Annotated in this window: 21 protein-coding genes; 9 read left to right on the forward strand and 12 right to left on the reverse strand. The window is 62.8% G+C overall.

The features are described from left to right. Positions 1–3: 3 nt before the first annotated feature. Positions 4–1,494: a YifB family Mg chelatase-like AAA ATPase gene (locus BW992_RS08120; protein ID WP_072390632.1), complete on the reverse strand. Its 1,491-nt coding sequence runs from the start codon at positions 1,492–1,494 to the stop codon at positions 4–6. A 200-nt stretch (positions 1,495–1,694) separates the two neighbouring features. Here BW992_RS08120 and BW992_RS08125 point away from each other — a divergent pair, with 200 nt between their 5' ends. Continuing rightward, on the forward strand, positions 1,695–2,972 hold the full coding sequence (locus BW992_RS08125; protein WP_072390629.1) for a sensor histidine kinase: 1,278 nt from the start codon (positions 1,695–1,697) through the stop codon (positions 2,970–2,972). Positions 2,973–3,016: 44 nt separating this feature from the next. Here the strand turns inward: BW992_RS08125 and BW992_RS08130 are convergent, their stop codons facing one another. Then, entirely contained in the window at positions 3,017–3,277 is a 261-nt protein-coding gene (locus BW992_RS08130; RefSeq protein WP_072390626.1) for an accessory factor UbiK family protein, read from the reverse strand. A 414-nt stretch (positions 3,278–3,691) separates the two neighbouring features. Between BW992_RS08130 and glnK the strand changes: the two genes are divergently transcribed. From glnK to sutA, 4 genes are all read left to right on the forward strand, one after another. Beyond that, positions 3,692–4,030, forward strand: coding sequence for a P-II family nitrogen regulator (gene glnK / locus BW992_RS08135; protein WP_002555808.1), 339 nt, complete (start codon positions 3,692–3,694; stop codon positions 4,028–4,030). A 33-nt stretch (positions 4,031–4,063) separates the two neighbouring features. Next, positions 4,064–5,398 carry an ammonium transporter gene (locus tag BW992_RS08140; RefSeq protein WP_072390623.1) on the forward strand — a complete coding sequence of 445 codons (1,335 nt, stop codon included), beginning with the start codon at positions 4,064–4,066 and terminating at the stop codon, positions 5,396–5,398. A 210-nt stretch (positions 5,399–5,608) separates the two neighbouring features. After that, a complete protein-coding gene (locus BW992_RS08145; protein WP_072390620.1) occupies positions 5,609–6,034 on the forward strand; it encodes a secondary thiamine-phosphate synthase enzyme YjbQ in 426 nt (141 codons plus the stop codon). A 101-nt stretch (positions 6,035–6,135) separates the two neighbouring features. Further along, on the forward strand, positions 6,136–6,456 hold the full coding sequence (sutA, locus tag BW992_RS08150; RefSeq protein ID WP_072390617.1) for a transcriptional regulator SutA: 321 nt from the start codon (positions 6,136–6,138) through the stop codon (positions 6,454–6,456). A gap of 211 nt (positions 6,457–6,667) precedes the next feature. Here sutA and BW992_RS08155 read toward each other — a convergent pair whose 3' ends face one another. Genes BW992_RS08155 through lptM form a run of 6 tightly spaced genes read right to left on the reverse strand, consistent with a single transcriptional unit; the run spans position 6,668 to position 11,272 of the window. After that, positions 6,668–7,372, reverse strand: coding sequence for an HAD family hydrolase (locus BW992_RS08155; protein ID WP_072390614.1), 705 nt, complete (start codon positions 7,370–7,372; stop codon positions 6,668–6,670). Beyond that, positions 7,369–8,268, reverse strand: a complete 900-nt coding sequence (xerC, locus tag BW992_RS08160) for a tyrosine recombinase XerC (RefSeq protein ID WP_076405975.1) — start codon at positions 8,266–8,268, stop codon at positions 7,369–7,371. Before xerC ends, BW992_RS08155 begins: the two co-directional genes overlap by 4 nt. A gap of 2 nt (positions 8,269–8,270) precedes the next feature. Next, positions 8,271–8,996, reverse strand: a complete 726-nt coding sequence (locus tag BW992_RS08165) for a DUF484 family protein (protein ID WP_072390609.1) — start codon at positions 8,994–8,996, stop codon at positions 8,271–8,273. A gap of 13 nt (positions 8,997–9,009) precedes the next feature. Then, a complete protein-coding gene (gene dapF / locus BW992_RS08170) occupies positions 9,010–9,840 on the reverse strand; it encodes a diaminopimelate epimerase (RefSeq protein ID WP_072390607.1) in 831 nt (276 codons plus the stop codon). A gap of 4 nt (positions 9,841–9,844) precedes the next feature. Further along, complete coding sequence (lysA, locus tag BW992_RS08175; protein WP_072390604.1) at positions 9,845–11,092, reverse strand: diaminopimelate decarboxylase; 1,248 nt, start codon at positions 11,090–11,092, stop codon at positions 9,845–9,847. A 9-nt stretch (positions 11,093–11,101) separates the two neighbouring features. Further along, positions 11,102–11,272, reverse strand: a complete 171-nt coding sequence (gene lptM / locus BW992_RS08180; protein WP_072390601.1) for an LPS translocon maturation chaperone LptM — start codon at positions 11,270–11,272, stop codon at positions 11,102–11,104. Between the two features lie 212 nt (positions 11,273–11,484). On the opposite strand from lptM, the gene cyaY reads away from it, so the two are divergent. From cyaY to rnk, 3 genes are all read left to right on the forward strand, one after another. After that, positions 11,485–11,817, forward strand: coding sequence for an iron donor protein CyaY (gene cyaY, locus BW992_RS08185; protein ID WP_072390595.1), 333 nt, complete (start codon positions 11,485–11,487; stop codon positions 11,815–11,817). A 4-nt stretch (positions 11,818–11,821) separates the two neighbouring features. Then, positions 11,822–12,040: a DUF1289 domain-containing protein gene (locus tag BW992_RS08190; protein ID WP_072390592.1), complete on the forward strand. Its 219-nt coding sequence runs from the start codon at positions 11,822–11,824 to the stop codon at positions 12,038–12,040. 279 nt (positions 12,041–12,319) lie between these two features. Continuing rightward, entirely contained in the window at positions 12,320–12,730 is a 411-nt protein-coding gene (rnk, locus tag BW992_RS08200; RefSeq protein ID WP_072390586.1) for a nucleoside diphosphate kinase regulator, read from the forward strand. A gap of 1 nt (position 12,731) precedes the next feature. Here the strand turns inward: rnk and BW992_RS08205 are convergent, their stop codons facing one another. The 3 genes from BW992_RS08205 to BW992_RS08215 form a co-directional block, all read right to left on the reverse strand. Next, positions 12,732–15,575 (reverse strand): class I adenylate cyclase, encoded by a 2,844-nt coding sequence (locus BW992_RS08205; protein ID WP_076405979.1) that lies wholly within the window; start codon positions 15,573–15,575, stop codon positions 12,732–12,734. 175 nt (positions 15,576–15,750) lie between these two features. Next, positions 15,751–15,999, reverse strand: coding sequence for a TIGR02647 family protein (locus BW992_RS08210; RefSeq protein WP_072390580.1), 249 nt, complete (start codon positions 15,997–15,999; stop codon positions 15,751–15,753). 149 nt (positions 16,000–16,148) lie between these two features. Further along, the gene (locus BW992_RS08215) at positions 16,149–16,433 is read right to left on the reverse strand and encodes a hypothetical protein (RefSeq protein WP_072390577.1); all 285 of its coding nucleotides are present in this window, start codon (positions 16,431–16,433) and stop codon (positions 16,149–16,151) included. Positions 16,434–16,556: 123 nt separating this feature from the next. Between BW992_RS08215 and BW992_RS08220 the strand changes: the two genes are divergently transcribed. Further along, positions 16,557–17,216, forward strand: a complete 660-nt coding sequence (locus BW992_RS08220; RefSeq protein ID WP_072458538.1) for a glutathione S-transferase family protein — start codon at positions 16,557–16,559, stop codon at positions 17,214–17,216. A gap of 125 nt (positions 17,217–17,341) precedes the next feature. Here the strand turns inward: BW992_RS08220 and argH are convergent, their stop codons facing one another. Further along, positions 17,342–18,736 (reverse strand): argininosuccinate lyase, encoded by a 1,395-nt coding sequence (argH, locus tag BW992_RS08225; protein ID WP_072390570.1) that lies wholly within the window; start codon positions 18,734–18,736, stop codon positions 17,342–17,344. Between the last annotated feature and the right edge of the window lie 312 nt (positions 18,737–19,048).

Here is a 19,048-nt window from a genome sequence, read left to right on the forward strand (position 1 = left end):
CGGTCAGGCGGAGGGTCGATACTGCAACGCCTCGGCCAGATGATCCCGGCTGATGCGGCCCTTTTGCTCGAGGTCCGCCAGTGTCCTGGCGACCTTGAGCAGGCGATGGGCAGCGCGTAGGGACAGGGACAGTCGTTCGCACGCCGTTTCCAGCCATGTCTCGTCGGCCGGGGATAACGTGCAATGTCGCCGCAGGCCTGGCAGGTCGAGGAAAGCGTTGGCGCAGCCCTGGCGTCTTTGCTGGCGTTCACGGGCTTCGGCCACTTGCTCGGAAACGGTGGCCGTATCCTCGCCCGGTTCACCCTTGGGATTCAGTGCCGTGGCTTCCCGGGCAACGGTCAGGTGCAGGTCGATGCGATCCAGCAAGGGGCCGGAAAGCTTGTTGCGGTAGCGCTGCACCATGTCCGGCGTGCAGGAACAGCGCCCGGTGGGCTCCCCCAGATAACCGCAGGGACAGGGGTTCATCGCCGCCACCAGCTGGAAACGCGCTGGAAATCGCACACGGTCACGGGCGCGTGAGACGACGATATGCCCTGATTCCAACGGCTCCCTCAGGACCTCCAATACCTTGCGGTCGAACTCCGGCAGTTCGTCGAGAAACAGTACGCCATGGTGGGCCAGGGTGATTTCCCCCGGCTGCGGCTTGGACCCGCCGCCAACCAGTGCCGGACCGGACGCCGAATGATGGGGCTGGCGAAACGGCCGCTGCGGCCAGTGGCTCAACGGCACGCAACTGGCGACCGACTGAATCGCCGCGACCTCCAGGGCCTCGCACTCGGCCAGGGGCGGCAGCAGCCCTGGCAGGCGGCTCGCCAGCAACGTCTTGCCGGTGCCCGGTGGCCCGCTGAGCAACAGGTTATGGGCACCGGCGGCGGCAATCAGCAAGGCACGCTTGGCCCCGACCTGGCCTTGCACTTCGTTGAGGTCGGGGTATGGCTTGCTGGCGGCGAGCAGCCCGTTGGACACGAAGGCCTCGACCGGGGTGTGGCCGTTGAAGTGCGCCACCGCTTCGAGCAGGTGGTCGACGGCGATCACCTTCAGGCCCGACGCCAGGCAGGCTTCCTCGGCATTGGCCCGTGGAACCAGCAGCGTCCGCCCCGCCTGGCGTGCCGCCAGCGCTGCGGGCAAAACCCCGCGCACCGGGCGCACCGCGCCGGACAAGGCCAGCTCACCGAGGCATTCCACATCTTCCAGGGCCAGGGTCGGCACCTGCACGCTGGCGGCCAGGATACCCAGGGCAATCGCCAGGTCGAACCGCCCGCCATCCTTGGGCAGGTCGGCCGGCGCCAGGTTCAAGGTGATGCGTCGGGCCGGAAAGTTCAGCCCCGAATTGATGATCGCGCTGCGCACCCGGTCCTTGCTTTCCTTCACCGCGGCCTCGGGCAGACCGACCATCGTCAGCGACGGCAAGCCGTTGGCCAGGTGAACCTCTACGGTAACGGCGGGAGCCTGCACCCCTACCTGGGCGCGGCTATGGATGATGGCGAGCGACATGAATCGTTCCTTGAGTGAATAAGGGCCGCGTCCTGCGGTTCCTGAAGGGTAGTCGTGACAGAGTGCGTCGGAGCGGCAATTGCAGCGCAAATTTTCGCAGAATGTTGCCGAAGGCCCGGGCGGTCCTGAGCGTCCCGGGCCTCTGCTAGACTGCATTTGATCGGCATCTGTCGGTTCAAAGGCACAGGGAGGACGCGGCCATGGACGATCTGCTGGCGCTGTTGACCGACAAACGCTTCATGCCCCATGGGCACTGCTACATGTGGCGCCCGGACCTGCTCTGGACCAATGTGATCGCCGATAGCCTCATTGCCCTGTCATACGTCACCATCCCCTTCACCCTCATCTACTTTATCCACAAGCGCAAGGACGTGCCGTTCGACTGGATGCTGGCGGCCTTCGGCGTCTTCATCCTGGCCTGTGGCACCAGCCACCTGATCGAAATCCTGACGATCTGGCAACCCTACTACTGGTTGTCGGCGCTGATTAAGGTGGTCACGGCGATTGCCTCGGTGATCACTGCCATTCTCCTGGTCCGGCTGGTGCCCGCTGCGCTGAGGATCCCCAGTCCGCAGCAGTTGGCCAGGGTCAACGATGAACTGCGCGAGGCGCAGGCCGAGCTGGTCACCACGGCGCGTCGGGCCGGCATGGCGGAAATCGCGACGAATGTGCTGCACAACGTGGGCAATGTGCTCAACAGCGTCAACGTGTCGGCCCAGGTCCTGTACGACAAGGTGCACGCATCGAAGGCGGTGGGGGTGGCCAAGGTCGTTCAACTGATGAGAGAGCATTCGGACAACCTGGGGGATTTCATCAGCCGCGATCCGAAAGGCCGCGCGCTGCCGGAATACCTTGGCATGCTGGCCGAATCGCTGGCGACCGAGCGCGAGAGCATGATCAAGGAGCTGGCCCTGCTCACCAGGAGCATCGACCACATCAAGGAGATCGTCGCCACCCAGCAGTCCTATGCCGGCAATTCCAGCGTGCTGGAGCCAGGTTCACTGAAAGAGCTGATGGAGGACGTGGTCCGCATCTGCCATGGATCCCTGGCTCGCCATGACGTGACGCTGGTCCAGGAGCTCGACGACATACCGCTGATGGCACTGGATAAGCACAAGGTGCTGCAGATACTGATCAACCTGATCAACAACGCCCGGCAGGCGCTCGAGTCGGTGACGGACCGCCCGTCACGGATCGTCCTTCGCCTGAAAGCCGTGGGTGATCAGCGGGCACGTATCGAAGTCGAGGACAACGGCGAAGGCATTGCCATGGGCAATATCGCCCATGTCTTCGAGCATGGCTTCACGACACGGGCCGACGGCCACGGTTTTGGCCTGCACAGCTGCATCCTGGCCGCGCACGAGATGGGCGGTGACCTGGCGGTGCAGAGCGCCGGTCCGGGGCAGGGGGCGCTCTTCATCCTGGAGTTGCCGATGGTGACGCTGTCGGAGCAGGCTCGGCAGGTGCTCAGTGGCTGAACGGCGAAAAGCCGATCGGGCCTGTGCCCCTTGATGCGTCTTCGTTACTCGGCCGCCGAGCCCAGCCTGGCTTCCAACTCCGCCACCTTCGCCTCCAGGCTCTCGAGGCGCGCGCGTGTGCGGGCCAGCACGACCATCTGGCTGTCGAATTCTTCCCGGCTCACCAGGTCCAGCTTGCTGAAGCCACTTTGAAGCAGGGCCTTGAGCTGGCTTTCGATTTCACTCCTGGGCAGGGGCGTGTCGCCACTCAGGAGGCGGGAGGCGTGGCCGCTCAGGGCGTCGAGGAGGTCTTTTGGCGCAAGCATGGCAGGTGTCCTGGAAACGATGACGGGCAGTGTATCACGCAGTGTCTATAGTCAATCCGCAAGCCCGGGATGCACGCTTTTCGCGCATGGGGGCGGGCGCTGTCGCACCGTTGTTGTGCGTATCGCTGCGGTTCGTGGCGTCATGCGGGCTGGCTGTGCAGGTAAGAGACTGAAATCAGAGGGTTTGGGCACAGATGGCAAGGTTTCTGCTTAGAGCCTGGTGACCCATGCACTGATGCAGTCGTTGTGACGAATGCAGTGCAGCGGACGGAGCGGGGAGCTCCGTCAGGAACGGTTAACTGGCGCTGGTCGGGCAACTTGGGCCGACGACGCGTTACAAAGCCAGGCACTGCGCTTAGACTTGAGTCGGGTTTGTTTTCCTGGGGCAAGTCCACCAATTCGGGAGAGAGTTTCATGAAGCTAGTCACTGCCATCATCAAGCCGTTCAAGTTGGACGACGTGCGCGAGTCGCTGTCCGAAATCGGCGTGCAGGGCATCACCGTTACCGAGGTCAAAGGCTTCGGCCGGCAGAAAGGCCACACCGAGCTGTATCGCGGCGCGGAATACGTGGTCGACTTCCTGCCCAAGGTGAAGATCGACGTCGCCATCGACGACAAGGATCTTGACCGGGTCATCGAGGCCATTACCAAGGCTGCCAACACCGGCAAGATTGGTGACGGAAAGATCTTTGTGGTCAATCTGGAACAGGCTATCCGCATCCGTACCGGCGAAACCGATACCGACGCCATCTAAGCCGCCAAACCCAACGCCCCAGGAGAAAACAATATGACTCTGCGTAAATTCGCAGGGCTAGGAGCCCTGTTGTCCTTCGTAATGCCTGGCCTGGCCATGGCGGAAGAAGCGGCAGCCCCCGTACTGAATTCCGGCGACACCGCCTGGATGCTGACTGCCACGATTCTCGTGCTGTTCATGACCATTCCCGGTCTGGCGCTGTTCTATGGCGGCATGGTCCGGTCGAAAAACATTCTTTCCGTGATGATGCAGTGCTTTGCCATTACCGGTCTGATCAGCATCCTGTGGGTCATCTATGGCTACAGCATCGCGTTCGACACCACCGGCATGGAGCAGGGCGTCGTCAACTTCAACTCCTTCGTCGGCGGCCTGGGCAAGGCGTTCCTGGCAGGCGTCACCCCGGCCAGCCTGACCGGTCCGGCGGCGCTGTTTCCCGAAGCGGTGTTCATCACCTTCCAGATGACGTTCGCCATCATCACTCCGGCCCTGATCGTCGGCGCCTTCGCCGAGCGGATGAAGTTCTCCGCCATGCTGATCTTCATGGGCGTGTGGTTCACCCTGGTGTATGCACCGATCGCACACATGGTCTGGTCTGGCAACGGTGGCCTGATGTGGGACTGGGGCGTGCTGGACTTCGCCGGTGGCACCGTGGTGCACATCAACGCCGGTATCGCGGGCCTGGTGGCGTGCCTGGTACTGGGCAAGCGCAAGGGCTTCCCCACCACGCCGATGGCGCCGCATAACCTGGGTTACACCCTGATGGGTGCCGCCATGCTGTGGGTCGGCTGGTTCGGCTTCAACGCCGGTTCCGCCGTCGCCGCCAACGGCACCGCCGGCATGGCCATGCTGGTGACTCAGATCGCTACCGCCGCCGCGGCGCTGGGCTGGATGTTCGCCGAGTGGATCACCCACGGCAAGCCAAGCGCACTGGGCATTGCCTCGGGCGTGGTGGCGGGTCTGGTCGCGATCACTCCGGCAGCCGGTACCGTGGGCCCGATGGGCGCCCTGGTCATCGGCCTGGCGGCAGGCGTGGTGTGCTTCTTCTGTGCAACCACCCTCAAGCGCAAGCTCGGCTACGACGACTCCCTGGATGCCTTCGGCGTGCATGGTATCGGCGGTATTCTCGGTGCGATCCTCACTGGCGTGTTCGCTGCGCCGGCCCTGGGCGGCTTCGGCACCGTCACCGATATCGGTGCGCAAGTGTGGATCCAGATCAAGGGCGTGGGTTTCACCGTGATCTACACCGCGATCGTCACCTTCATCATCCTCAAGGTTCTGGATGCGGTCATGGGGCTGCGTGTCTCCGAGGAAGAAGAGGCTGTCGGCCTGGATCTGGCCCAGCACAACGAGCGTGGCTACAACCTGTAAGCGCACGCAAAAAAATATGCCCGGCTTGCCGGGCATTTTTTTGTCTGGAATTTGTCATTGCTCAAGGAAGGGGCCGTTTTCCAGGCGCTTTTTGCCATGCAGGCGACAGGACTTTTCTACCGTCAAAGGCTTACATCGAAGGAGGAATATTAGGCTCTTTGTTTTTTCCCAGAGCGCGCTAGAATGCGCGCCGAACGTGCGGAGAACTGTATGTGGCAACAGACGCTGATTACCCTGCGGGCAAGGCCCCGGGGCTTTCACCTGGTGACGGACGAGTTGCTCGCCGGCCTGCCTGAACTCAGGGCGTGTCGTGTCGGTCTGTTGCATCTGTGGCTGCAGCACACCTCGGCCTCGTTGACCATCAACGAGAACGCCGATCCGGCGGTACGTCGAGACTTCGAACGATTTTTCAATCGGCTGATCCCACAAGGAAATGCCGACTATGAGCACAACGACGAAGGCCTGGACGACCTCCCGGCGCACTTCAAGGCCAGTGTGCTGGGATGTCAGCTCAGCCTGCCGGTAACGGACGGGCGACTGGCACTGGGCACCTGGCAAGGTGTTTATCTGGGCGAGCACCGTGATCATGGCGGTGCCCGTAAAGTCCTCGCCACCTTGTACGGTGAAGGGGCATGACCGCCGATTGCCGGTGGATGTTGAATTTTTTCTGGCAGCCTTCGACAGATGGCGAAGCTGGGCTATAACTAATCTGCTTTTCGCAAGTCATGAGGTAGAACATGAGCGACGATGATCTGGAAAACGACGACCTCGAAGTAGGTGACGAAGACGAGGCCGAAGACGGTCTGGAAGCGGCGGCTGAAGATGTGGCCGACGATGATGTTGCCGATGTCCCGGCGCCTGCCAAGGGCAAGGCCAAGGCAGCAGTATCGATCGACGAGTTGCCGAGCGTAGAGGCCAAGAACAAGGAACGTGATGCGCTCGCCAAGGCCATGGAAGAATTCCTGGCCAGGGGCGGAAAGGTGCAGGAAGTGGAGGCCAATGTGGTCGCCGATCCGCCCAAGAAGCCCGACAACAAGTACGGCAGCCGTCCTATCTGAGCTTCTGCTTCTTGCTTGCCGAAAAAGCCCGCCGTCGTCGCGGGCTTTTTCATGGGCGCTATTGTATTTCCCGAATCAGGCGCAGTTCCTGTGTAGCGAGCTGCTCACGATAGCGGTGGCTCTGCTGGCATTGATGTTGGCTATGCCACCGCCTTCGCGAGCCAGCTCGCTCCCACGGAGGGGGAGGGTTCTGGCGACTGTGAAGCAGCGTTCAGCGCTGGCTATGCCAGCCCGCCAGCAGGCTTGGCAGTTCGGTCAGGCTGCGGATTTCGGCGTCCGGCGCATGCTCTGCATCCCAGGTCTTGCCCGCCGGGTTGAACCACACTGCGCGCAGGCCAGCCTGTTGCGCGCCGGCGATATCGTCGCCCGGGTGGTCGCCGATGTGCACGGCGGTCTGCGCAGTGGCGCCACCGCGTTGCAGGGCCTCGTAAAAGAGCCGGGCGTCAGGCTTGGCGATGCCGATGTCTTCGGCGCACAGGGCGAACTTGAAGTAATCGGCCAGCCCAAGGCGGCGTACATCGGCGTTGCCGTTGGTGACCACGCCCAGGGCGAAGTGGTTGGCCAGGATCTCCAGGGTGGGTTGCACCTCGGGGAACACCTCCAGTTGATGGCGGGCGTGCAGGAAGGTCTCGAAGGCCTGGTCTGCCAGCTCGGAGGCTTGCCACTGGTCATAGCCGGCTTCTTGCAGCGCACGGAACAGCACGCGCCTGCGCAATGCACTGATGCGGTGTTTCAGGCCCGGTTCTTCGCGCAACACCTGTTCGCGGATCGTCCAGAGATGCTCCACCGGTACACCGCCCAGATTCGGTGCGTTATCGGCCAGCCATTGGCGTAAGACGGCTTCGGCGCTGGCGATCACCGGGGCGGTGTCCCACAGGGTGTCGTCCAGGTCGAAAGTGATCAGCTCGATGGTCATGATTCGTCGCCCTTGATGCGTTTGGCCCTGGGGTGGGCACTGTCATAGACCGTCGCCAGGTGCTGGAAGTCCAGGTGGGTGTAGATCTGGGTGGTCTTGATGTCCGAATGGCCTAGCAGCTCCTGGACAGCGCGAAGGTCCTGGGATGACTCCAGGACATGGCTGGCGAAGGAGTGCCTGAGCATGTGCGGATGCAGATTCTGCCCCAGTTCACGTTCGCCGGCGGCCTTGACCCGCAGCTGGATCGCCCTGGGGCCGAGGCGGCGGCCCTGCTGGCTGACGAAAACGGCATCATCGGCGGGGTTGGCCAGTGCCCGTAGCGGCAGCCACAGCTCCAGGGCTTCCCGGGCCTTGCGGCCGATGGGCAGCAGGCGAGTCTTGCTGCCCTTGCCCAGCACCTGGACCATGCCGTCGGCCAGGTCCAGTTGATCGAGGTTCAGCCCCGTCAGCTCCGATAGCCGCAGGCCGGAAGAATAGAACAGCTCGAGGATCGCCTGGTCCCGTCGTGCCAGGAAGTCATCCTCGACCGCCCCTTCGAGCAGTTGCAGGGCCCTGTCGGTGTCGAGGGTCTTGGGCAACCGGCGCTCGCCCTTGGGGGGCGCCAGGCCGGTGGCCGGGTCGTGATCGCACAGGCCTTCGCGATTGAGGTAGTGATACAGGCCGCGCACCGCCGACAGCAGGCGGGCCAGGCTGCGAGAGGATTGGCCCTGTTGGTGCAGGCGGGCGACCAGGCTGCGCAGGCGCTGGATGTCCAGTGCCGACCAACTGCCGACGTTGTGTTTCTGACACCAGCCCAGCACTTTTGCAAGGTCGCGACGGTAGGCTGCCAGCGTATGGGGCGACACCTGGCGCTCACTGCGCAGGTGCTCGCAGTAGGCGTCCAGCTGCCGCTCCATCATCAGCGTACCGAGCGCAGCGAGCCGGTGAACCGTGGCAGCAGCCGGCCGGTGACCTCGGCGATGTAGCTGAGGAACAGCGTGCCCACCGAGCTCTTGTAGTGCTGGGGATCGCGACTGGCGATGGCCAGAACGCCATGCACGCCCTGATGGGCAATGGCGACGACGGCGGTGGAGCCGATCTGCTTGCGCTGTTCTTCGCCGAACAGGAAGTCCAGCTCGTGTTCGCGCAGGCTGCCGCTGACGCTCTTGTTTTCAGTCAGCAAGCCACCGATGGCCGTCTGTGCGTCGGCGTGGGTCACCCAGCGACCCACCGGCATGGCGTTGTCGCTGAACAGGATGAGGCTGACAAAAGGCACCTGGAAGTCCTGGCGCAGGCTGTCTTCGACACTCATCACCAGGTCTTCGAGGGTGTTGGCGTCCATCAATGCCAGGATCAGGCGACGGGTCTTGTCGAAGAGCCGGTCGTTGTCCCGGGCGACGTCCATCAGGTGCGAGAGACGATGGCGCATCTCGATGTTGCGTTCGCGCAGGATCTTCATCTGGTGCTCCACCAGCGACACCGTATCGCCGCGTCGGTGGGGGATGCGCATCACTGAAAGCAAGTCTTCACGCTCGACGAAGTAGTCCGGGTGAGCCTCCAGATAAGCGGCCACTGCCGCGGCATCCGGAAGCTGGCCAGGGGATTCGTCGGGCTGCGAGGCTGGAACCTGTGGCTTGTCGGTCATGGGTTTGGCTCATTCAAAGACGAACTTGTCCTTCGTATACGCGAACTGCCGGGCCGGTCATCATCACCGGTTGGCCGGGGCCTGCCCATTCGATGGACAGGCGCCCGCCCGGCAGGTCGATCAGCAGGGGCGAATCCATCCATCCCTGGCTGATCGCGGCGACCGCGGCGGCGCAGGCGCCGGTTCCGCAGGCCTGGGTTTCCCCGGCACCCCGTTCCCAGACGCGCAGTTGGGCGCGGTGACGGTCGATGACTTGCAGGAAACCGACGTTCACGCGCGCTGGGAAGCGCGGGTGATGCTCGATCTTCGGCCCCAGCTCATGCACCGGCGCACTGTTGATGTCGGTGACCCGGAGTACGGCATGGGGGTTGCCCATGGACACCGCGGCCAGTTCCACCGTGGCGCCATCGACTTCCAGCGGGTAGCTCAGGGCCTGGGCCGGCGCTTCGAACGGAATCTCTGACGGCTTCAGGCGCGGGGCGCCCATGTTGACGCCGATCTGGCCATCGTTGCGCACGTCCAGCTCGATGATGCCGCTCTTGGTCTCGACGCGGATCCTGCGTTTGGCGGTCAGGCGCTTGTCCAGCACGAAGCGGGCGAAGCAGCGCGCACCGTTACCGCATTGCTCCACTTCCGAGCCGTCGGCGTTGAAGATCCGATAGCGGAAGTCCACATCCGGGTTGGTGGGCGCTTCGACGATCAGCAACTGGTCGAAACCGATGCCAGTGTGCCGGTCGCCCCATTGCTTGGCGTGCTTGGGCAGGATGTGCGCGTGCTGGCTGACCAGGTCGAGGACCATGAAATCGTTGCCCAGGCCGTGCATCTTGGTGAAACGCAGCAGCATGGTCTTACTCCGGCAGCAGGCTTTCGCCGGCGAACAGCTCGGCTATCGTCTCGCGGCGACGTACTTCGAATGCCTGATCACCGTCCACCAGCACCTCGGCGCAACGGCCCCGGGTGTTGTAGTTGGAACTCATGACAAACCCGTAGGCTCCGGCCGAATGCACGGCCAGCAGATCCCCTTCCTGCAATGCCAGTTCCCGGCCCTTGGCCAGGAAGTCGCCGGTTTCGCAGATCGGCCCGACGATATCGTAGCTGCGTGGGGCGGTATCGCGTGGGCGAACCGCGGACACGTCCATCCAGGCCTGGTACAGCGCCGGGCGGATCAGGTCGTTCATGGCCGCGTCGACGATGGCGAAGTCCTTGTGCTCGGTGTGCTTGAGGTATTCGACCTGGGTCAGCAGCACGCCGGCGTTGGCCACGATGTACCGGCCAGGCTCGAACATCAGTGCCAGGTCGCGGCCTTCGAGGCGCTCGCGCACGGCCTTGATGTAGTCGGCCACCAAGGGCGGCTCTTCGTCGCGGTAGCGCACGCCGACACCGCCGCCCAGGTCGATATGGCGCAGGTAGATGCCGCAGTCGCCGAGGCGGTCGACCAATGCCAGCAGGCGGTCGAGGGCATCGATGAAGGGCTCCAGGGTGGTCAGCTGCGAGCCGATGTGGCAGTCGACGCCCAGCACTTCCAGGTTCGGCAGTTGGGCGGCGCGCACGTACACGTCTTCGGCGTCGGCAATGGCGATGCCGAACTTGTTTTCCTTCAGGCCGGTGGAGATGTACGGGTGGGTGCCGGCGTCGACGTCCGGGTTCACGCGCAGGGAAATCGGCGCGCGCACACCCAGTTCGGCGGCGACAAGCTGCAAGCGTTCGAGCTCGTCGGTGGATTCGATGTTGAAGCAGTGCACGCCGACTTCCAGGGCGCGGCGCATGTCTTCGCGGGTCTTGCCGACGCCGGAGAACACGATCTTGTCGGCACTGCCGCCTGCGGCCAGGACGCGTTCGAGCTCGCCACCGGAGACGATGTCGAAGCCGGCGCCCAGGCGTGCCAGGACGTTGAGCACGCCCAGGTTGGAGTTGGCCTTGACGGCGAAGCACACCAGGTGCGGCATGCCGACGAGGGCGTCGGCGAAGGTCCGGTATTGCGCTTCTATGTGGGCACGGGAATAGACATAGGTCGGCGTGCCGAAACGTTCGGCGATCGCAGACAGGGCAACCCCTTCCGCGAACAGCTCCCCGCCACGGTAGTTAAAAGCGTCCATGGCAATCCCTTAGTAAGTGGTCTGGGTGTCGTGGGAGTGGGACCTGGATTGTGACGACTTGGCCTGCTCTTCGGGAGACTTGCTGTCGTCGGGCAGGTACAGCGGACCTTTTTGACCACAGGCTGTCACTAGGCAGGCAACCGCGACGAGCGCAGCAAGGGAAGAGATCAGGCGCTTCATGGCGAAATCCTTGAAAATGCGTTAATTGCGCCGGAGTATACCGGCCACCCGGCGGCTTGCCTATGCAACGGGCCTCCCGTCCGGCGGGGCTGGCGCCGTTATCGATTGCGGTGGCTGCGGTTGTCGTTGGTCGGTATATCCTTTGCAATCGTCGGGAAGCGCCCGTATCTTGCGGCGCTTGAGCATAAGCAGACATTTTCGAGGTTGCCGCAATGAGTTTGACTGAAGCCCGTTTCCACGATCTGGTCGATGCGACCCAGCAAACCCTGGAGGATGTATTCGAAGACAGCGAGCTGGATATCGACCTGGAAAGCTCCGCCGGCGTGCTGACTGTCAAGTTCGAAAACGGTACCCAATTGATTTTCAGTCGCCAGGAGCCACTGCGCCAGCTTTGGCTGGCGGCGGTCTCGGGTGGCTTCCACTTCGACTACGACGAGGAGAGCGGGCGCTGGCTGTGCGACAAGAGCGAAGAGCAACTGGGCGAGATGCTCGAACGCATCGTCAAGCAGCAGGCTGGTGTGGAATTCGACTTCGAAGGCCTGTGATCGCGTGAACCAGACTGCCCCGGTTCGGCCACCCAAGCCGCTCTACAGCAACGTCAGCCCCGCCGTGCCGTCGCCGTGCATCAGCCTTTGTCGACTTGACGAGCAAAAGGTCTGCCTCGGATGCTTTCGTCATGTGGAGGATATCCGCGAGTGGCGCTCGGCCGATGATGAGCGGCGGCGGGTCATCTGTGCCGAGGCGGCCAGGCGCAAACCTCAGGTGTAACCATCCGTGGCGAGGGTTTTTATCCCCGCTGGCTGCCAAGCAGCCCGAAAGACTAACGCAACCAGGCAGGTCGATCGGGCAGGCAAGCTCAGGGCTGCAACAGCCCAGCTGGGATAAATCCTCACGCGACAGTTGGGTGTGCCAGCTCCCCGACTTGTATATTTATTGAGCTGTGTTAGTGTCCGGCTATGCCTCACCTTGCCGAGGCCCGTAAAAACCCCGTCTTCCTGTGGCGGGGTTTTGCTTTTTTCGTGCAGAAGAAAGGAGTCTGCCTGGATCATGACCGCACCTTCCATCACCCTTACCCGCCTGGACGTTCAGCGTCTGGAGCGTCTGATCGACAGCCTGGACGAAACGCTCCCGGGCGTGATCGCGTTGCAGACCGAACTGGATCGCGCCGAGACCCTGGTGGGCCATGAAGACGTGCCCGCCGACGTCGTGACGATGAATTCGCGTGTGCATTGCCGCGAGGAAGGCAGCGGCAAGGACTATCGCCTGACGCTGGTCTATCCACAGGACGCGAATGCCGATGAAGGCAAGGTCTCGATCCTGGCGCCGGTAGGCAGCGCGCTGCTGGGCCTGAAGGTGGGCCAGCACATCGACTGGCCGGCGCCGGGCGGCAAGACCCTGAAGCTGACATTGCTGGCCGTGGAATACCAGCCCGAAGCGGGCGGCGATTTCCACCTCTGATTCAGACCAGGGTCAGCGCCTCGTTCAGGGCGCGTTCCAGGTCGGCCTTGTAGCGCAGGTACAGATTGCTCGAGCAGGCACCGTCACCCACCAGGCCCGAGAGGTCCAGGTCGGTGATGTAGCAGCGATAGCGTTCGGCCTCGCGGCGCTGGCCGACGATTTCCCCGGCAACTACGCGGAACAGCTGGTCGCCGTGTTCCAGTTCAGAGAACTCCTGCTGGTTGCAGTACAGGGTGACGTGCACCTGGCCATGGGCCGCTTTGCCGATGATGGCCTGTACGTCATAGAACGGTTTGTTCACCGGTGTCTGCGGAGCCTGGCGTGCCTCGATCCGCCGCGCCCGTCCGTTGCCCGAGGGCAGCAACTGGTAATACAGGGTTTCCAGGTTCAACGGCTGGGCGGCATCCATTGGCAGCAGGGCGTCGCGGCGGTACAGCACCGATTGCAGGAAGCGTTGCAGCGGCACCAGCAGGCTTTGCTCGTCGTGATAGGGCAGGCGCTGCTGCCACAGGGCGTTGAGTTCGTCGAGCACGTACAGGTCGGCGTCGTCCTCGTTGACCCGGTAGAACACCTGGATGCACTCGGGTTGGCCCATGGGCAGGACCAGTGCCAGGTCATGATCTTCCAGGGCCATCGAGTCCAGGTGCAGCGGACTGTAGGCGGCCAGCTCTTCACCCAGGTAATCCATCAGCGCCGAGAGGCTGGCCAGGGGAATGTGGTTGACCTGGCCGGGCACCAGTTCCAGCACATGGTAGTGCTGCTGGACCTGAAGCAGATAGCGATGGTTGAGGTTGCTGAGCAGCAGCGTCTGGGCCGTTTCGATGACTTCTTCGACCCTTCGCGCAATGAACTGCGCGCGGTTGTGGCAGAAGCAGCGGACCTGCAAGCGCGGCTGGCGCGGCCCGGAGGGCAGGTCGTTGAGGTAGTCACGCAGGCAGTCGAGCAGCGCGTGCTCGCCGTCGAAGCGGTTGACCAGCACTTCGTTCCAACTGTTGAGCGTGACCTGGTCGAGGGTCAGCACCAGGTTTTCCCGGACACCGGCATAGCTCAGCGAGTCGGTGCGTTCGGTGGTCATCAGGATGTTCAGGTCGCGGTGATGCTTGAGCGGGTCGATGCCGACGTTTACCAGGATCAGCACCTCGCTGGGCACGCTGGCATGCAGCAGCCGTTCTTCGTCGACCGTGGCCAGGGGCAGCGCGATGGCCTGTTGCAGGCTGCCCAGCAGGTTGAACAGCTCGAACTCGCTCAGGTCGCTCTCGCCGGGGTGCAGCGCCAGCCGCGTACTGCTGTCGATCACGCCGTTGCGATGGCACCAGGTCAGCAGCTCCAGCAATTCCCGGCTGCGCTTGATCGGCGCGAAATTCTCCCACTCCAGGGCATTGAGGCTGCCGTTATAAAGGCCCCACTGGTTTTGCCCGGGTTCTTTCTTGTTGGGTGACTGAACCAGCGTCAGGGTGTCTTCGGCCAGGTCCGGCGCGATGCCGGGATTGATGAACTCCACCTTGTCGGCCTTGCGTTCGAACGCCGCGTACAACCGTCGGCCAAGGACGTTGAGGTCACGCTTGTTGATCAGGCTGGCGGTTTTCTCGGTGCGGGCGAACTGGGTCAGGAAGCGGTAGCTGTAGGTCAGTTCATTGACCAGGGCCCGTCTTTCGTTGCTGACCTGGCGCACCTTCCACTGGCTGCGGCTGTCCAGCAGCGCCAGTTGGCGCTGATCCCAGCCCCATTCGCTGGCCAGGCGCTCGAGCAGCGTGCGTTGCCAGCCGCTGCTGCGCGCCGGGCCGGTGAGCTTGCGGTTGACCTTCAGGTAGAGCGCGCGCCGGATCAGTTCCAGACGCTCGGGCTCGCCGCGGGCCTTGAGGTATTCCTCGATGCGGCGATAGATCAGCATGTACGGGTCCAGTTCTTCCAGGTCCAGGCGATTGGCGAATACCGCCTGCTTGAAGCGCAGGCTCAGGCACCGGACGTCGGGGTGCTCGCTGGCATAGACCTCGGTCAGCAGCAGCTTGAGCACGGACTTGTAAGGGGACTCGATACCCTTGAACAACTGCCAGAGGCCGGCGCCAATGAACTCTCCCGGCGGGATGTAGGCCAGGTGTCCGAGGTCCAGTGTCTCGTCCGCTCGGATAAAGCGCTTGGAAATCAGCGTGTGGGTGTACTGCTCATAGTTGTCTTCTTCGTAGACCGGCACCAGCCACCAGATCGGCGTACGCCCCGCCAGCCAGATCGCGGTGCGGTAGAACTCGTCCAGCAGCAGGTAGTGCTGGGTCGTTCCGCAATCGTCGGAGCTGAGCTGGTTGTCCCTTTCGCCCCGTACGAACCGGGCCGGGTCGATGAGGAAGAAGTGGGCTTCGGCGCCCTGGGTCGCCGCCCAGGCCTCGAGCAACTGGCATTTCTTGCGCAGCTCGGCCAGTTCATCGTCGCTCAGGTCCGGTCCGTGACAGACCCATACGTCCATGTCGCTCTGATCCGCCTGGGCGAGCGTGCCCAGGCTGCCCATCAGGAACAGGCCGAGAATCGGCCTTGGTGGGTTGCTGCCGTGGCGCGGCTTGTAGGAGAAGGAGCGGGTCAGCCGCTGGGCCTCGGTGAGGACGCTGGCGTCGGGTTCGTAGTTCGACAGCCCTGCCGGAGTCGTGCTCGAGACGTAGCCGGGCAACAAGGGGTGATTGACGTGGAAAAACAGGGGCAGCAAGGTCAATACGCTTTGCTGGCGAGGCGAGAGGCCTTCCAGGGCACGTTCCATCCGGATGGTGTTGAGCTTGAGAAAACGTGCGCGCAACTGGCTCAAGACCTTGCGGTCGATTCCCTCATCCAGATCGGGGCGTATTTCGTGATTGCGGGTCATGTCGGCTCAAACCGCTCGCGGCGTCGAACGTGGGAGATCGAAGGTGATGGCAGTTTAGCGTCCGGGGCGTGGAATTCTTAAGCTGAAATATGATTTTTGACGCCGGAATTTCTACAGGGGGCGCAGTGCGCCTGCGGAAACCCCGGCGCAGGGATTTCCGTGGGCGACAGGAAGGTCAGGCGGCTTGCGATACGACGTTGAGAATGGTCAACAGGCCTTGCACGTGCTCGGCGGCATCCCGGCCCAGGCTGGTCAGGTAACCGCCGTCGGACTGGGTGATCAGGTCTTTTTCGTAAAGGCGTTTGGCGGCGGCGATGGCAGAAGGGGCAGCGGTCTGATGGATTTTCAGGCCTTCCTGGGAACTGTCCAGGTTGAAGAGTGCAAGGATTTCCAGTTCGGCAACCAGCTCAGGGGTAAGCGACATAAGGACTCCAGACTTTCTAGGAATTTGGACGACAGCGCCCTTAAGTTGAGCGCACTCTGGCGAACTGTCCAGTACCAGTGTCGTGCTTTTTGGTTTCGAGTGACGCAACACCGCTGTTCTGCCAGGCACAAGAGCCGTGCGCCTGGGGCTCATTGCTTTTCCGGTGGCAGCTCGGGCAGGGCACGCAACGCGGTTTCGTACCACTGGGCATCGAACGGGCGATCCTGTTCGAGCATGGCGTCGATCTCATGGGCCAGCACATGGGCCATGAGGTTCAGGATTTCCTCCCGTTCGTACCCGACCAGGGTCAGTTTGTTGAAGGTTGCCTTGGCGGCGGGCGGGTTGTCGCTTTCGATCTGGTTTTCGATGGCTTCGATCAGGGTCGTTTCGACGAACTCTTCTTCGTCGTTGTCGATGTCGGTTGGCTCGCTCATGGCAGGCTCCTTTGAGAAAGGCCGCCAGTCTACCCCTATTCGCCAGGCTGATGGGCCTGGCGGGAAGTGCCCCGACCGTCTATAACGCAAGGCTGCCAACCCCGCACGGCCTGGAGGCTTGCAATGCTTGAGCTTTATGGTTTCTCTGTCAGTAACTACTACAACATGGTGAAGCTGGCGCTGCTGGAGAAGGGCCTGCCCTTCGCAGAGGTGCCGTTCTATGGCAACCAGGCTCCCGAAACCCTGGCCATCAGCCCCCGGGGCAAAGTTCCTGTACTGAAGACCGACCAGGGCTTCATCAATGAAACCAGCGTGATCCTCGAGTACATCGAGCAAACCCAGCCAGGCAAGCCCCTGCTGCCCGAAGACCCGTACGCCCGTGCCCAGGTGCTGGCCCTGTGCAGGGAAATCGAGTTGTACATCGAGCTGCCGGGGCGGGCGTGTTACGCCGAGGCATTTTTCGGCATGACGTTGCCCGACGCCATCAAGGAAAAGACCAGGACCGAACTGCTGCTGGGGTTCGCCACGCTCGGCCGCCACGGCAAGTTCGCACCCTATGTGGCGGGTGACAGCATGAGCCTTGCCGATCTGTACTTTCTCTACAGTGTCTCGCTGGCGTTACAGGTGGGCAGGAAGCTGTTCGATATCGATCTGTTGGCCGACGTGCCGGCAGCCAAGGCGCTGATGGAGCATCTGGAGCAGAACCCGAACGTACAAAGGATTGCGGCAGACAAGGAAGCAGCGATGCCGACGTTTTTAGCGATGATCGCCGCCAAGAAGTGAGCTTTTCGGTGAGTTGAAGCCGGCTATCACGAGCAGGCTCGCTCCCGCGTTTGAATCTCTGGATGTTCACTAGGGGTGTTCACCAAAGATCCGTCGTGGGAGCGAGCTCGCGATGCTTCTGGCTTTCAGCGGCTGGCGAGCAACGCCTGGCCCCGCACAACCGCTGCCTTGACCTGGGCCGGCGCGGTGCCGCCGATGTGGTCACGGGCATTGACCGAGCCTTCGAGGGTCAGCACGGCAAACACGTCCTGCTCGATCTGGTCGCTGAACTGGCGCAGTTCATCCAGGCTCATTTCCGCCAGGTCCTTGCCGGTGTCCACGCCGTATTTCACGGCATGGCCGACAATCTCATGGCAATCACGGAACGGCAGGCCACGGCGCACCAGGTAGTCGGCCAGGTCGGTGGCGGTGGAGAAGCCGCGCAAGGCTGCTTCGCGCATCACTGCGTGCTTGGGCTTGATGGCCGGGATCATGTCGGCGAAGGCTCGCAGCGAGTCGCGCAAGGTGTCGGCGGCGTCGAACAGCGGCTCCTTGTCTTCCTGGTTGTCCTTGTTGTAGGCCAGCGGCTGACCCTTCATCAGGGTCAACAGGCCCATCAGTGCGCCGAATACCCGGCCGCTCTTGCCCCGTACCAGTTCCGGCACGTCGGGGTTTTTCTTTTGCGGCATGATCGAGCTGCCGGTGCAGAAGCGATCGGGCAGGTCGATGAACTGGAATTGCGCGCTGGTCCACAGCACCAGCTCTTCGGAGAACCGGGACAGGTGCATCATCGCGATGCTGGCTGCGGAACAGAATTCGATGGCGAAATCGCGGTCCGAGACGTTATCCAGCGAGTTGCCGCCCACGGCGTCGAAGCCCAGCAACTGCGCGGTGTATTCACGATCGATCGGGTAGGTGGTGCCGGCCAGCGCGGCGCTGCCCAGGGGCATGCGGTTGGTGCGCTTGCGGCAGTCCACCAGGCGCTCGTAGTCGCGGCTGAGCATTTCGAACCAGGCCAGCATGTGATGCCCAAACGTTACAGGTTGAGCGGTTTGCAGGTGCGTGAAGCCCGGCATGATGCTCTCGGCCTCGCGCTCGGCCTGTTCCAGCAGGCCTTTTTGCAGGCGCGTGATTTCGCCCAGGATCAGGTCGATTTCATCGCGCAGCCACAGGCGAATGTCGGTGGCAACCTGGTCGTTGCGGCTGCGGCCGGTGTGCAGCTTCTTGCCGGTCACGCCGATGCGGTCGGTCAGGCGTGCCTCGATGTTCATGTGCACGTCTTCGAGATCGACGCGCCAGTCGAACTGGCCGGCCTCGATCTCGCCCTGGATGGTCTTCAGGCCATCGATGATGCTGTCGCGCTCGGCATCGGTCAGTACGCCGACCTTGGCCAGCATGGTGGCGTGGGCGATCGAGCCCATGATGTCGTGGCGATACAGGCGCTGGTCGAAGTTGACGGAGGCGGTGAAGCGGGCGACGAAGGCGTCGACGGGTTCACTGAAGCGGCCGCCCCAGGACTGATTGGTCTTGTCAGTGCTCATGAATTCGCTCGTGATCGGCTGTGGAAAAAGTAGCGGTAAAGGCTGCGGCGGATGATAGCAGGGTTACCGGGGCTGGCGCTGGCACTGCCCGGCAGGTTTTTTCGGTGGCGGCCCCGGCTTTCGACGGAGGGTTTGCACAACGATATTTTCCGATTGAGCAATATCATCCCGGCAACCGTCTACAGTGGACGATAGGACGTCGGATTTTTAATCCATGGTGCATCGGACGAACCCAGACGCGGAGGTGCTCATATTGATCGGATCGAGTCTTGATAACCCTTACGGCGACGCCGTGCGACAACGGGCCCCGAG

It is taken from the genome of Pseudomonas sp. 7SR1 (assembly GCF_900156465.1).
Lineage (GTDB): Bacteria > Pseudomonadota > Gammaproteobacteria > Pseudomonadales > Pseudomonadaceae > Aquipseudomonas.